12 protein-coding genes are annotated in these 14,401 nt (G+C 67.5%); 6 read left to right on the top strand and 6 right to left on the bottom strand.

Going from position 1 to position 14,401, the window contains the following annotated elements; translation table 11 throughout:
• Nucleotides 1-15: 15 nt before the first annotated feature.
• From JIM94_RS02285 to recR, 3 genes are all read left to right on the top strand, one after another.
• On the top strand, nucleotides 16-2,748 hold the full coding sequence (locus JIM94_RS02285) for a DNA polymerase III subunit gamma and tau (RefSeq protein ID WP_200252484.1): 2,733 nt from the start codon (nucleotides 16-18) through the stop codon (nucleotides 2,746-2,748).
• 110 nt (nucleotides 2,749-2,858) lie between these two features.
• Complete coding sequence (locus tag JIM94_RS02280; protein WP_200252482.1) at nucleotides 2,859-3,188, top strand: YbaB/EbfC family nucleoid-associated protein; 330 nt, start codon at nucleotides 2,859-2,861, stop codon at nucleotides 3,186-3,188.
• A gap of 187 nt (nucleotides 3,189-3,375) precedes the next feature.
• Nucleotides 3,376-4,032, top strand: coding sequence for a recombination mediator RecR (gene recR, locus JIM94_RS02275; RefSeq protein WP_200252480.1), 657 nt, complete (start codon nucleotides 3,376-3,378; stop codon nucleotides 4,030-4,032).
• On the opposite strand, the gene JIM94_RS02270 is transcribed toward recR, so the two are convergent.
• The 3 genes from JIM94_RS02270 to JIM94_RS02260 are packed head-to-tail and all read right to left on the bottom strand — an operon-like array spanning nucleotide 4,033 to nucleotide 7,217.
• Nucleotides 4,033-4,785: a type 1 glutamine amidotransferase gene (locus JIM94_RS02270; RefSeq protein ID WP_200252478.1), complete on the bottom strand. Its 753-nt coding sequence runs from the start codon at nucleotides 4,783-4,785 to the stop codon at nucleotides 4,033-4,035.
• On the bottom strand, nucleotides 4,782-6,065 hold the full coding sequence (locus JIM94_RS02265) for a MurT ligase domain-containing protein (protein WP_200252475.1): 1,284 nt from the start codon (nucleotides 6,063-6,065) through the stop codon (nucleotides 4,782-4,784). Before JIM94_RS02265 ends, JIM94_RS02270 begins: the two co-directional genes overlap by 4 nt.
• Before the next feature lie 27 nt (nucleotides 6,066-6,092).
• Nucleotides 6,093-7,217 (bottom strand): DNA polymerase III subunit epsilon, encoded by a 1,125-nt coding sequence (locus JIM94_RS02260; RefSeq protein ID WP_200252473.1) that lies wholly within the window; start codon nucleotides 7,215-7,217, stop codon nucleotides 6,093-6,095.
• 69 nt (nucleotides 7,218-7,286) lie between these two features.
• On the opposite strand from JIM94_RS02260, the gene JIM94_RS02255 reads away from it, so the two are divergent.
• Nucleotides 7,287-7,949, top strand: coding sequence for a TetR/AcrR family transcriptional regulator (locus tag JIM94_RS02255; RefSeq protein WP_200252470.1), 663 nt, complete (start codon nucleotides 7,287-7,289; stop codon nucleotides 7,947-7,949).
• A gap of 107 nt (nucleotides 7,950-8,056) precedes the next feature.
• On the opposite strand, the gene leuA is transcribed toward JIM94_RS02255, so the two are convergent.
• The 3 genes from leuA to JIM94_RS02245 all read right to left on the bottom strand — a co-directional run bounded on the left by leuA (nucleotide 8,057) and on the right by JIM94_RS02245 (nucleotide 11,447).
• Complete coding sequence (gene leuA / locus JIM94_RS02250) at nucleotides 8,057-9,898, bottom strand: 2-isopropylmalate synthase (RefSeq protein ID WP_200252468.1); 1,842 nt, start codon at nucleotides 9,896-9,898, stop codon at nucleotides 8,057-8,059.
• A 437-nt stretch (nucleotides 9,899-10,335) separates the two neighbouring features.
• Nucleotides 10,336-10,458, bottom strand: coding sequence for a hypothetical protein (locus JIM94_RS11265; RefSeq protein WP_267173043.1), 123 nt, complete (start codon nucleotides 10,456-10,458; stop codon nucleotides 10,336-10,338).
• 134 nt (nucleotides 10,459-10,592) lie between these two features.
• Complete coding sequence (locus tag JIM94_RS02245; protein WP_200252466.1) at nucleotides 10,593-11,447, bottom strand: DMT family transporter; 855 nt, start codon at nucleotides 11,445-11,447, stop codon at nucleotides 10,593-10,595.
• A gap of 193 nt (nucleotides 11,448-11,640) precedes the next feature.
• Between JIM94_RS02245 and JIM94_RS02240 the strand changes: the two genes are divergently transcribed.
• Nucleotides 11,641-12,906 carry an aspartate kinase gene (locus JIM94_RS02240; protein ID WP_200252464.1) on the top strand — a complete coding sequence of 422 codons (1,266 nt, stop codon included), beginning with the start codon at nucleotides 11,641-11,643 and terminating at the stop codon, nucleotides 12,904-12,906.
• 86 nt (nucleotides 12,907-12,992) lie between these two features.
• Nucleotides 12,993-14,027: an aspartate-semialdehyde dehydrogenase gene (locus tag JIM94_RS02235; RefSeq protein ID WP_200252462.1), complete on the top strand. Its 1,035-nt coding sequence runs from the start codon at nucleotides 12,993-12,995 to the stop codon at nucleotides 14,025-14,027.
• The last annotated feature ends 374 nt before the right edge of the window (nucleotides 14,028-14,401 follow it).

Here is a 14,401-nt window from a genome sequence, read left to right as displayed (position 1 = left end):
CGGTAGGCTGGGGGAGTGGCTCTCTATCGCAAGTACCGTCCCGCAACGTTCTCCGAGGTCATCGGCCAGGAGCATGTCACCGACCCGCTGAGTGTGGCGCTGGATTCCGGAAGGATCAACCACGCCTACCTCTTCTCCGGCCCGCGGGGCTGCGGCAAGACGTCCTCCGCGCGGATCATGGCCCGGTCGCTGAACTGCGCCGAAGGTCCCACCTCCACGCCGTGCGGCACCTGCAACTCGTGTGTGTCCCTCGCGCCGGGAGGACCTGGCAACCTCGATGTCACCGAGCTCGACGCAGCCAGCCACAACGGCGTCGACGACATGCGGGAGCTGCGGGACCGTGCGCTCTACGCACCGGCGGAGTCCCGCTACCGGGTGTTCATCATCGACGAGGCGCACATGATCACGACCGCCGGCGCCAACGCCCTGCTGAAGATCGTCGAGGAACCTCCGGCACATCTCATCTTCATCTTCGCCACCACGGAACCGGAGAAGGTTCTCGGCACCATCCGGTCCCGGACCCACCACTACCCGTTCCGGCTCCTCACCCCGCCGGCCATGCGCAGCCTGCTCGAGCGCACCTGCACGGCGGAAGGGGTCGAGGTCGAGGACTCCGTCTACCCGCTCGTCATCCGCGCCGGTGGCGGTTCCCCGCGCGACTCCCTGTCGGTGATGGACCAGCTCCTCGCCGGTGCCGGGCCCAACGGCCTCACCTACGACATGGCCGTCCCGCTGCTCGGGGTCACCGACTCCTCACTCATCGACGCCGCCGTCAACGCCCTCGCCGAAGGTGACCGGGCGACGATGTTCCGCACCGTCGCCGACGTGATCGAGGCCGGACACGATCCCCGCCGCTTCACCTCCGACCTCCTCGACCGGCTCCGTGACCTCATGGTCCTGCAGGCCGTCCCGGATGCCGTCGACATGGGACTGGTCGACGTTCCCGCCGCACAGGTACCCGTCATCACGGAACAGGCCGCCGCCTTCGGCGGTTCGGCACTCGCCCGTCTCGCGTCCCTCGCCAACGACGGCCTCGACGAGATGCGCGGTGCCACCGCCCCCAGGCTTCTCCTGGAGATCCTCTGCGCCCGTATGCTCCTGCCCGCCGGGACGGACAGCGTGGCCGGTGTCAGCCAACGACTCGATCTCGTGGAACAGGGACTCAACCAGCTCCCCGACGCCCCTCCCGCGACCCGCGCGGCGGCGCTCGCCGCCACCAACCAGGAACAGAGCAGGCAGCAGACCGAGGCCCCGACCTCCGCGACGCCGTCCCCGGACGGCCCACGGCAACCGCAGGCGCCCGTCAGTGAGGGAGCCCGTCGCGCCCGGGAGGCCGCCGAACGGCTGGCCCGTCGCGGCTCCGGACGTGAGCAGGTGCCGACCCGGGGACAGGACGCCCCGGAGTCCCGTCCCCACACCCCAGCCACCCCGCCGCACCCGACCGACACGGCGGTGCACCGGTCCGAGGGGGCACCGGCAGCTCCGGACCGGGAACCGACGGCGCCGGAGTCCCGTCCCGCCACCCCGGACGCACACGACCGGGACCGGGGGCCGGAACCCCGGGCGACCGGCGACACCGGGACCCGGCAGGAGTCCCCAGGGGACACCCGCCCCGAGTCCCCGTCCGGCCCCGGGCAGGCACCGGAGCCGGACCGGCAGCCCGAACCCGACGGACCCGGACACGACGACGTCGACACGCACACCCCCACCGGGACCACCCCGGACACCCGGAACGGTGACCCCGCCGACCTCATCCGCCGGAACTGGGCGCAGCTCCGTTCGGCCATCGGGGCGAACAACAAGGTCGCGGAGATCATGCTGACCGAGGCCAGGGTTCTCGGTGTCCGTGGGTCGACACTCGTCATCGGACACAACACCGGTGCACTCGCCTCACGCCTCAACGCCCCGGGCAACAACGACGCCATCGTCGCGGCGCTCAGGAATGAACTCCAGCTCGACCTCACGGTCGAATGCGAGGTGGGGACCGACCCTTTTGATCCACCGTCCCCGGCTCCGCAGGACACCCCCCGCCCCGGGAAGGACCCGGCACCGGAGAACCGTCCGGCACCGGAGCCGGAGAAAACCCCCGTGCCGGACTCCACCACCGGCAGCCCCGCCGGAGAGCGATCCCCGGAACAGATCCGGGAACAACCGTCACGGAGGCCGTCCGACAGTCCACCCCCCGCAACCGGGTGGGGGACACCGGCACCACTCGGCGGCCCGACCCCGGGCACGGACGGCGGTGACGACGCAGGTACGGCCGACACCGGGGACGAGGACCGGAAACGCGCCGGGCAACAGGAACCGACGGCGCAACCGGCGTCGGAGAACACCACCGGACGCCCCTGGGAACAGGTCATCAACCGGGTCAGCCGACGACAGGACCGGCAACCGGGCCCCCCGACGGACACGCACAGCTTCACCGGTGGTGTCCCCCTTCCCCCGGAACCCTTCGACGACGACCCGCCGGTGCCCGACGACCCCTACGGTTACCCGCAGGACGAGGGCATCCCGGGTCCTGCGGCGGCGGTCGCGTCGCGGCCGGAGACACCGGTGCAGGACCGCGACCGGGGCACGGTGAACGGCGGGGTGCACGCCGGAACCGACCCGTCGGAATCCGGAACAGACCAGGAGGAGGAGGACATGCTCCGTGAGGCCGCGTCAGGCCCCGGAACCCCCGACCGGCGCACGGCCCGCGACGTCGCGATGGAACTGCTCTCGGAGGAACTCGGCGCACGTCGACTCTGACACCGGGCGTCGGCAGGTAGACTGCGCACCGACGGCCGCTGTTCCGCGGTGGCCCACGAAAGCGTGCGCACAGTGCCGCACACCATGAACACACCAGGAAGGTCACGCACATGACTCAGCCCGACATGAACCAGATTCTCCAGCAGGCACAGGAGATGCAGGCCAAGCTCGAGGCCGCCCAGCAGGAGATCCTCTCCTCCAGCGTCGTCGGTGAAGCCGGCAACGGCCTGGTCAAGGCCACCATGACCGGCAACGGACAGGTCACCTCCGTCACCATCGATCCGAAGGTCGTCGATCCGGAGGACATCGAGACCCTCCAGGACCTCATCGTCGGCGCCTACGACGACGCGCACCGCAAGGTCGCACAGATCGCCGAGGAGAAGATGGGCCCGCTGTCGCAGGGCCTCGGCGGCGGCGACTTCGGTGGCCTGATGGGCTGACCTGCCCTGTTCTCCCGGCACCCGCGCTCCCGGACGTGATCCGGCGCGCGGGTGCCGTCTTTTCCGGCGCCACCCCGGGGCAACGGGGCGGTGCACTTTGGCCGGTGCACGTGACCGCCGTAATCTGTTCGGGTGTTCGCCCCCAGGGGCGCTGCCCATGGTTTCCGAGTAGGAAAGAGAAACGCCGGTGTTTGAAGGACCGCTCCAGGACCTCATCGACGAGTTGTCCCGTCTTCCCGGCGTGGGGCCGAAATCGGCGCAGCGTATCGCCTTCCACCTGCTCACCGTCGATCCGGAGGATGTGACCCGCCTGCAGAGCGCCCTGGGTGCGGTGCGTGACGGGGTGGCCTTCTGCCGGATCTGCTGCAACATCTCGCGGGAGGCCGTCTGCCGGATCTGCGCCGATTCCGGACGCGACCGAGGACTGATCTGCGTGGTGGAGGAGCCGAAGGACATCCAGGTCATCGAACGCACCGGAGAATTCAACGGCCGCTACCACGTACTGGGGGGTGCGCTGGACCCGTTGGCGAACGTCGGACCGAAGAACCTCAACATCTCCCCGCTGCTCCAACGCATCGGGGGGGTGCTCCCGGACCGTGAGCTGGCGGATTCGACGCCGGAGGAACCCAGGTTCGACGATGCGCCGGAGATCACCGAGGTGATCCTCGCGACCGACCCGAACACCGAGGGGGAGGCGACCGCCTCCTATCTGGCACGTCTGTTGCGGGATTTCCCCGGTCTGACGATCTCCCGTCTGGCGTCCGGTATGCCGCTGGGCGGGGATCTGGAGTTCGTCGACGAACTGACGTTGTCCAGGGCCCTCAGTGGGCGGTTGACGCTCTAACTAACGCAGTCGCTCCGCGCGGAGCCTGTCGACGACGTCGAGGTCCAGCGGCGCGAGGCCCGCGAGCTCGACACCGAGCGCCCGGGCGAGGATGAGATCCGCGAGCTGCGGATTCCTGGCGAGCGCAGGTCCGTGCATGTAGGTGGCGATGACGTTTCCCTGCACCGCCCCCTCGGCGGCGGTCTGTGCACCGGGGTCGGCTGTACCGGCGGCACCTGCGGCGTCGCAGTTGCCCACGCCCCGGGTGACGGTTCCCAGGGGGCTGGCGTCGGGCCCGAGGATCGTGGCACCCATGTGGTTCTCGAAACCGGTGAGCGGTTGATCGAGTGCCGCGGTGATCCCGGCTCCGGTGGGGGTGGACGCTACCTCTCCGATGGTGCGCCTGGCCAGCGATGAGGTTGTGGCGTCGAGGAGGCCGACACCGTCGACCGTGCGCCCCGCCGCCCGGAAGGACGTGCCCAGCACCTGTAGTCCGGCGCAGATGGCGAGTATCGGGCGGCCGGCGTCCGCGGCCCGCCGTAGACCACCGTCGCTGATGAGATGTTCCGCCGCGAGGATCTGGGCGGTGTCCTCGCCGCCACCGAGGCAGTAGGCGTCGAGGGTCTCCGGCACGGGTGTGCCGAGGGAGACGGGGTGGATCTCGGCGTCGATGCCGCGCATGCGGGCCCGCTGGCGGAGCACCAGGGCGTTGCCGTCGTCACCGTAGGTGCCCAGAACCTCGGGGAGCACGAGACCGATGGTCAGCTGGGTCATTTCTGGTCCTCCGTGAATCTGGTCAGGGCGCGGCGCAGGTCGCGGAAAGCCGTGTAGTTCGCTAGTACCTCGACCCGCCCCTCGGGACAGGCGCGGATCGCGTCGACGGTGTTCCCGACCAGGGTGTGGTCGATGTCGGCGTAGGTGAGTCGGACCGCGAGATCGGTGCCCCGTTCGCCTGCGGCGACGACGGAGAGTTCGCCGAAGTCCTCGAAGCGGACGTCCCAGATCCAGGACAGGTCCTCCCCGTCCGCGACCTGGCCGTTGACCGCGATGACGAGGCCGTCGGCGGAACGGTCGACCATGCTCAGCGCCTCCTGCCAGCCGGCGGGGTTCTTCGCCAGCAGCATGTGCACGTCGCGGCCCTCGAACCGGATGGTGGAATAGCGGCCGGCGACATTGTCCACGGCCTCCACCGCGGGCAGGGCCTCGGCGACGGGCACACCGTAACGCTCCGCGGCGGCGGCGATGGCCTGGGCCGCATTGCCGCGGTTCGCGTTACCGGGCAGCGTGAGGTTCACCGGCAGGGTTCCACCGTCCGGCCCCGTGAGGCCGTCACCGGTGATCGTCCACGTCGGTGTGGGGCGGCGGAACTCGCGGCCGTCGGCCAGCGGCTTGACCGCGTACCAGTCCTCGCCGTCACGCACGATGTGTCCGCCGGTGCGGGGGCAGGAGACGGAGTCCCCGTGCCAGCCGTTTCCGGCGGCGACCCACACGACGTTCGCCGCGTCGTAGGCCACGGACGTCATCAGGACGTCGTCACAGTTGGCGATGACGGTCATGTCGGGATTGTCGGTGATGCACCGGCGCAGCGCACGTTCGATGGAGTTGATCTCCCCGACGCGGTCCAGCTGGTCACGGGTCAGGTTGAGCAGCACCAGGCAGTCGGTGCGGAGTCTGCGCGTGACGCCCGGCACGTGCAGTTCATCGCACTCGAGGACGATGTGGCTCGCGTCGCGGCCGGAGAGCAGCGCGGAGATGATGCCGGCGTCCATGTTGTCGCCGCCCTCATTGGTGACCACGTCGAATCTGGTACGGAGCGCGGCGACGAGCATGCGGGTGGTGGTCGATTTACCGTTGGTGCCGGTGATCAGGGTGACGGGGCGGCCTCTGCCGAGCCCCTCCATGATCGCGGGGTCGATGGCACCGGCGACGAGACCGCCGATCATGCCGCCTGCACCGCGCCCGGTGGCCCGTGACGCCGTCGTCGCGGCCGTCGCCGCGAGAGTGGCGACGGTGGTGCGCAACCGTTTCACGGGTGCTGGGAGGTTGAGTTTCATTCTGCCGAGTCTACCGCCCGGTGCCCCTCATTCCCGGGTTCCGGGGACGATGTCGCCGCTGACGACCTCGAGGAAAGTGGAGTCACTGATCAACGGGATGCCCTTTCGGGCCGCGTGCATCGCCTTTCCCGACAGATCGGTGGTCTGGTTGCACACGACGAGACTCGTGGCCCGGGTCAGTTTCTCCGAGTAGTTGAGGTTCGCGCCGACCGCTGCGGCGATGATCTCGTCGGGGTCGACCGCGATCTCGGGGGACACCACGATCTCCATGCCCTCGGTCAGCGGTTTGCCGCGCTGCCAGGGGCCCGGGTTGATGAAGCGGCGCTCCGCGTCGGCGGCGTCGACACGCAGGTGACTGCGTTGCAGCCCGAAACGGTCACCGTGGAGATCGGCGGGATCCAGACACGCGAAGGGGCGCTGTTCCTCGAGTGCCGCGGGGCCACCGTAGGCGTCGAAGAACAGCTGCGCGACGAGTCGGGTGTCGGTGCGTGTGTGCTCGGCCTCGTGGACGCCTGCGCGCTCCACGGAGGCACGGGGGGTCGGTGCGTCAATCCCCAGTGTCCGGGCGACTCCACGGATGCGGGTGTCATCGAGCTTGACGGAACGCCTGCGTGCCGTCGCGAGGGTGTCGATGATGGTCCCGGGCCTGGGAACATGCCCGGGACGACGTCTACGGCCACGGGAGCGCCGCCCACGGTTGGTGCGGTTCGTGCTGTTCCGGACCGCGCGCCGGGACTCGGAGACGATGAAGCCCCAGACCCGTGGGGCGTTGTGCACCAGGAGGGTACGGCCGTCGATGAGCCTGGTCACCGACCGCAGAACGGTGTCGAAACGTTGACCCGAACGGATCTCCGCAGGGCTCAGCCCGTGCAGGTGGTGGGGGCCGGGATCGGTCCCCGGGTCGAGGACCGCATGGTAGGTGTCCACCTCCTCGCCTGTGGCGGAGTAGGTGACGAGGTCTATGGAGACGAGACGGGCGGTACTCGGATGGATACCGGTCGACTGGATCGCGGCCGCGACGTAGGGGGCTGCGGCGATCTCCGCCGCCCGGTCGCGCTGCCGCCGTGCACGGTCCCGGTTGTCGCGGGAGCGTGCGGCCGGCGTGTCTGCGGTGCCTGCGGGATCTGGGGTGTCTGGCCTCGTCGTCGTCATCGACTCCATCCTAAGCTGATCGGTGGCTGGTTCGCGCGGGCGGCTGTGGTTCGTGGCTAATCTGGTTTCATGACCCCGACGAGCTCCTCCCACCGACCGGCCCGCCGGACCGGACGGAAAACCGGTCCGAAACCGAGTTTCACGGTTGACGATGTCGTTGATGCCGCACTGGAGATCGGTATCGCACGTTTCACCCTCGCCCAGGTGGCGCAGAGGATCGGGGTGTCGACGTCGGCGGTGTACCGGCTTTTCGCGGGCAGGGACGATCTCGTCCACGCCTGTCTGTCGCGGGGGGCGACCACCGTGAGGTGGCCGGACGGTGACGCCGGATCCTGGCAGGAACTGCTGCGTGATTGGGCTGAGGCATCGTGGGAGGTCTGTGAACGCTATCCGGGTCTGGACGAGGTGCTGTTCACGTTTCCCGGCGCCTTCCGGCACATTCAGGGGGCGGCCCGGTCACTCGTCGACAGTCTGTGTGGTTTCGGATTCACTGAACCGCAGGCACTGTTCGCCCTGGATTTCATCGGGGACACCGTCATCTCCACCCATCTCAGTGTCTCCACCCTGCGGAATCTCGGTGAGGACGGACGCACCGGTTTCGAGCAGATCGTCGCCGCCGCGCGGGAGGATGACGCCTTCAAACCGCACGAGTCCTGGATCGGGCGGGGGTTCCTCGACGCGAAGCTGGACTTCATCATCGCGGGACTGGAGGAACGTCGCCCGGAGGTGTGAACCGTCCGGGTCGGGAACGGAGGGCGCCCCACCCGGGTTCGTGGCCCGGGTGGGGCGTTTCGTGGCGTGGGGTGGTCGCCGAGCGTCCCGGACTGTCCGGGCGGGGACTACGCCCCGGTGAACGCGGGGTTCTTGGCGTTCGCGCGGTTGACGGCCGAGGTGATGGCCTTCAGGGACGCGTACGTGATGGAGCCGGCGATGCCGACGCCCCAGACGCGGGTGCCGTTGACGTCCGCGTAGACGTACGCGGCAGCCTCGGCGTCGTCGCCCGCGGTACGGGCGTGCTGGCTGTAGTCCTGCACCTCGACGTCGATGCCCAGTGACTCCAGGGCGTTGGCGTAGGCCGCGACGGGGCCGTTGCCGTGTCCGGTGACCGTCTTCTCCTCACCGCCGTGGATGACGTGCGCGGTGACGGTGGCCTGGTCGTTCTCGGTCTCGGCGGCGTCGACGCGAACGGAGATCTGTTCCAGTGGTGTGGTCCGGTCCAGGTACTCCCCGGCGAAGATGTCCCACATGTTCTTGGAGTTGACCTCACCACCCTCGGCGTCGGTGACGGCCTGCACGGTGGCGGAGAACTCCACCTGCATCGGCCGTGGCAGGGCGATGCCGTGGTCGGTCTTCATGATGTAGGCGACACCTCCCTTGCCGGACTGGCTGTTGACGCGGATGACGGCCTCGTAGGTGCGGCCCACGTCGCGCGGGTCGATGGGCAGGTAGGGGACCTCCCAGACGGAGCCGCGCAGATCCTCCGGCGAGACATCGGTGTGCGTGGCACCCTCGCGGACACCGGCCGCCATGGCGTCCAGGCCCTTGTTGATGGCGTCCTGGTGGGAACCGGAGAACGCGGTGAACACCAGATCGCCACCGTAGGGGTGACGTTCGGGTACGCGCAGCTGGTTGCAGTACTCCACCGTGCGGCGGATCCGGTCGATGTCGGAGAAGTCGATCTGCGGGTCGATGCCCTGGGTGAACATGTTCAGTCCCAGGGTGACCAGGCAGACGTTGCCGGTGCGCTCACCGTTGCCGAACAGACAGCCCTCGATGCGGTCCGCGCCGGCCAGGTATCCCAGTTCCGCCGCCGCCACGCCGGTACCACGGTCGTTGTGCGGGTGCAGGGAGATGATGACGGAGTCGCGCTTCGCCAGGTTGCGGTGCATCCACTCGATGGAGTCGGCGTAGACGTTCGGGGTGATCATCTCGACGGTGGACGGCAGGTTCAGGATCACCGGGTTCTCCGGGGTCCCCTCCAGGACATCGACGACGGCGTCACAGACTTCCTTGGCGTAGGCGACCTCGGTGCCGGAGAAGGACTCCGGGGAGTACTCCCAGCGCCAGTTGGTGCCCGGGTAGTCGGCGGCCAGGGACTTGACCAGCTCCGCGGCGTCGGTGGCCAGTTTCTTGATCTGTTCCCGGTCCTTGCGGAACACCACGCGGCGCTGCAGTTTGGAGGTGGAATTGTAGAAGTGCACGATGACGTTCTTCGCGCCCTCGCACGCCTCGAACGTGCGGCGGATCAGGTGCTCGCGGGCCTGCACCAGGACCTGGATGGTCACGTCATCGGGGATGCGGTCGTTCTCGATGATGTCCCGGACGAAGTCGAAGTCCGTCTGGGAGGCGGAGGGGAAACCGACCTCGATCTCCTTGAAGCCCATCTGAACCAGCAGCTCGAACATGCGGCGCTTGCGTTCGGGACTCATCGGATCGATCAGGGCCTGGTTACCGTCGCGCAGGTCAACCGCACACCACTGCGGGGCACGGGTGATCCGCTGGTCCGGCCAGGTACGGTCCGGCAGGCTGATCGGTTCCACTTCCTCGTGGAACGGCTGGTATCGGTGGATCGGCATGTCGGAGGCGCGCTGCATGTTCCACGGGGCCTGGCCTTCGGCGCGGGGGCCGGAGGGGGTGTTGATGTCAGCGGGCGCTGCGATGAATGCGTCGGAGGGGGCCATGAGAAGTTCATTCCTTTGCTGGGCCCTTGCACAGGGCCGGTCGGGTGTGGGGGGGGGAGAAGTCACGACCGGCGGCAGAGCTCTACTCCGCGACGGGGTGCCGGTCGTGTCAGACCTTGTTCCACCCGCCGCGGCTAAGGAGAAGTGCTCGCTGCATGGGAGACACGGTACATCAGAACCCGAAATTTGGGAGGGCATTCCCACCATGTGGGCACAACCGTATTCCTGGTGTCGGGCACTTATTCCGCCGGGCTGACTGTTTTTCCCCGTCATCCCCAGTTTTCCGGGACTCCCGAAAAACTGGGGCTCCGCCCGGGGCCGGGTGTGTGCGCGACCTGTGCCGTGGACACGGGTGTGGTTCGGGGGTGTTCCGGGGAGTGTGGATGGGGCGGATCGGCGGGAGCCGGATCGGCCCCACACGGTGCAGGTCCGGGGTCTCAGGCGGATCCGGTGGCGGTCCGGATCCAGTCGACGAACGCGACATAGGCGTCAACGGCTGCGGATCCGGTGTCACGCAGCCCCTCGACGACGACGGGTACGGGGACGGGAATGAAGATCATGGTTCTCCTGGGGATCGATGCATCGGCGCACCGGGCGGCCCGCTGATCGGACGATCAGCGGTACCCGGAACGTATTGACTGTCCACCTGATTCTATCGGCTTCGTGTGGTCCCGTGGGGGCGACCGCACATTTCTTACCCGACGCCCCGTCTGGACAGTGCGAACGTCGAGACGACCATCGCGACCAGCGCCAGGGCCATCCACGTCCAACTGAGCCCGGAGACCGCGAACTTCTCCCCGAGAACCGCGTAGCCGAGCACGAACGCGAAGATCGGCTCGGTGACGGTCATCGCGGGCAGTGACTGGCGGAGGGCCCCGGCGTTGAAGGATGACTGCTGGACGGCGGTCCCGAGTACCGCCCCCGCCAGGAGGGCGTAGGATTCCCAGCTGGTCAGAATGCCCACGAAACCCTGGTGGACGAAGATGTCGACGAAGGCCTTGGAGAGCACCGCCACGTACCCCATCACGCCCCCGGTGACCATGCCGAGGAGCAGTGCTTTCTGGCGCCGGACACGCGTGTACGCGAGCCGGTCGATGAGCAGGAGGAGCAGGCCCCCGACGGCGAGGGCGGGGAGCCAGCGATTGAGCGGCGGTTCCAGCAGCCCCGGGCTGGGTTTGCCGAGGATCACCAGGACTGCGACCGCGACGGTGAGAACGAGCGACCAGAATGTCTCGGCCTTGCTGATCCGCCGACCGTCGTACACGGCGGACATGGGGAACGTGAACATCAGGGAGAGCACGAGGACCGGTTGGACCACCAGCAGCGTGCCGAAGCCGAGGGCCGCGATCTGCAGTGCGTAGCCTGCGAGGGCGGCGAACGTCCCGGCCCACCACAGGGGGCGGGAGATGACCGCGATGATGGGCGCGCTGCGGATGGTGGTGCCGTCGCCCGGGGCCTCTTCAGCGATACGGTGCCGGATGACGGTTCCCCAGGCGATGGTCAGTGCGGAGGCGAGGGCGAACAACACTGCGATGACGTTGCTCTGCACCCGTTACACGCTAGCGGATCCGCTTGGTGCGGCAGGTATCCACGGGCCGCGTGGCACGGACGCCACCGCAGTAACAGTGTTCCCCGGTGTCGGGCGCGTGACTGTCGTGCTCCGGTGGCGTGCAGGTGTGGTGCTGCCTTGTACGATGGTGTTGACTATTTCGTAACAGACATGAAACCCGAGAGGTGACGCGGTGGCACTGGTCGTCCAGAAATATGGTGGTTCCTCGCTGGAGAGCGCTGAACGCATCCGGCGTGTGGCTGAGCGGATCGTCGCCACGAAGAAGCAGGGGAACGATGTCGTCGTGGTCTGTTCCGCCATGGGTGACACCACGGATGAGTTCCTCGACCTGGCTGCCCAGGTCAACCCCGTGCCGCCGGCCCGCGAGATGGACATGCTGCTCACCGCCGGTGAGCGTATCTCGAACGCGCTTGTCGCGATGGCCATCGAGTCCTTCGGTGCGAAGGCGCAGTCCTTCACCGGGTCGCAGGCCGGTGTGCTCACGACGGAGCGTCACGGAAACGCACGCATCGTCGACGTCACGCCCGGGCGGGTCCGGGAGGCGCTCGATGAGGGGTGGATCTGTCTCGTGGCGGGATTCCAGGGTGTCAACAAGGACACCCGGGACGTGACCACACTCGGCCGAGGTGGTTCGGACACCACCGCGGTGGCGCTCGCGGCCGCCCTCGACGCCGATGTCTGTGAGATCTATTCAGATGTCGACGGTGTCTACACGGCGGACCCCCGCATCGTGAAGAACGCCCGCAAACTCGACCAACTGTGCTTCGAGGAGATGCTCGAACTCGCCGCCGTGGGATCCAAGATCCTGGTGCTGCGCAGTGTCGAGTACGCCCGTGCATTCGGCGTCCCGATCCGGGTACGCTCGTCGTACAGCAACGATCCCGGCACGCTCGTGACCGGCTCAATGGAGGATATTCCCGTGGAAGAAGCAGTTCTCACCGGCGTCGCAACCGACCTCTCCGAGGCCAAGGTAACCGTGCTCGGAATCCCCGACTCCCCGGGTGAGGCCGCCCGTGTCTTCCGCGTGCTCGCGGACGCCGAGATCAACATCGACATGGTGCTGCAGAACATCTCCTCGCTCGAGGACAACCGCACCGACATCACCTTCACCTGCCCCCGCGCCGACGGGCCCCGGGCGGTGGAACTGCTGAAGAAGCTCGAAGCCGACGGAGCCTGCGAGAACGTCCTGTACGACGACCAGATCGGCAAGGTGTCCCTCGTCGGTGCCGGCATGAAGTCCCACCCCGGGGTCACCGCGGTGTTCTGCGAGGCCCTCCGGGACGCCGGCGTCAACCTGGAGCTCATCTCCACCTCGGAGATCCGCATCTCGGTGCTCATCCGTGAAACCGACGTCGAGGCCGCCGCGCGTGCCCTCCACGACGCGTTCGAGCTGGGCGGCGACACCGAGGCCACCGTCTATGCGGGTACCGGCCGCTAACCAATCCCTCATTCACCGGTCGCCGTGGCGGTACCGCACATGTTTCCGGTGGCCGGCCCGTGTGAACAACAAGGAGTTCTGATCCCATGACCACCGTCGCCGTCGTCGGCGCCACCGGACAGGTGGGCCGCGTGATGCGTGCCATCCTCGAAGAGCGCAACTTCCCGCTGGACACCATCCGTTTCTTCGCCTCATCACGGTCCGCCGGCACCACTCTGCCGTTCCGTGGGGAGGAGATCGAGGTCGAGGACCTCGCCGAGGCCACAGAAGAGTCACTCAAGGGAATCGATATCGCACTGTTCTCCGCAGGCGGATCGACCTCGAAGAAGTATGCGCCGATCTTCGCCGCGGCGGGTGCCACCGTCGTCGACAACTCCTCCGCGTGGCGAAAGGACGACGAGGTTCCGCTCATCGTCTCCGAGGTCAACCCCGGAGCCAAGGAGAATCTGGTCAAGGGCATCATCGCGAACCCGAACTGCACCACCATGGCCGCCATGCCGGTACTCAAGCCGCTGCACGACGCCGCGGGTCTGAAGCGTCTCCACGTCTCCTCGTACCAGGCCGTCTCCGGGTCCGGCCTCGCCGGGGTCGAGGCACTGGCGAACCAGGTCGCGGAGGTCGGTTCCCGTTCCACCTCCCTCGCCCTCGACCCTTCCGCCGTCGCCCCCGGGGATACCGCTCCCTATGTCGCACCCATCGCCTTCAACGTCGTCGCACTCGCCGGGAACTACGTCGATGACGGCAGCGGTGAGACGGATGAGGAGCAGAAGCTCCGCAACGAGTCGCGCAAGATCCTCGGTATCCCCGATCTCAAGGTCGCGGGTACCTGTGTCCGTGTCCCCGTCTTCACCGGGCACACGCTGACGATCCACGCCGAGTTCGATCAGGCGATCACCCCTGAACAGGCGAAACAGCTGCTGGCGGACGCGCCGGGCGTCACCGTCGTCGACGTGCCTTCACCGCTCGCGGCCACGGGCGGAGATGACTCCCTCGTGGGTCGTATCCGTCAGGATCAGTCGGTCGACGACGGCAGGGGACTCGTCCTCGTCGTCGCCGGTGACAATCTGCGAAAGGGCGCGGCCCTCAATACCGTGCAGATAGCTGAGTTGCTCATCCGGTAGAACATCTCGAGAAAGAAAATGCCGCCCCTCTTCGGAGGGGCGGCATTTTTGTGTCCTCCCGTGCTGAGAGGTTTCGGGTTGCTTCGCGACCAGTGCCAACTGGATGTGCCAGTAGCAGTTGCTCTGTAAATTAAATACTTAATAAAAAGCAAGAACGCGTTATTTTCCGAGGAATTGTTCCCTCAATTCTTCCGCACTCGCCCTCTTTGTGTAAATAATAGGGAATCTACCCTCCTTTACCTGCATGTATGCCACCGATCATGGACGAGCGTCTCCTTTTGGAGATTCCTTTCTCGGGGACCAGGTCGACAGTTCTTGTCGAAAAGTGGCAGGTGTGCTACGTTCAAACTAATAAAATAATGTTGTATTTCTTG

Origin of the sequence: Corynebacterium pygosceleis (assembly GCF_016595275.2) — a bacterium.
Classification (GTDB): domain Bacteria; phylum Actinomycetota; class Actinomycetes; order Mycobacteriales; family Mycobacteriaceae; genus Corynebacterium; species Corynebacterium pygosceleis.
This window is presented reverse-complemented; position numbering and strand designations above follow the sequence as displayed.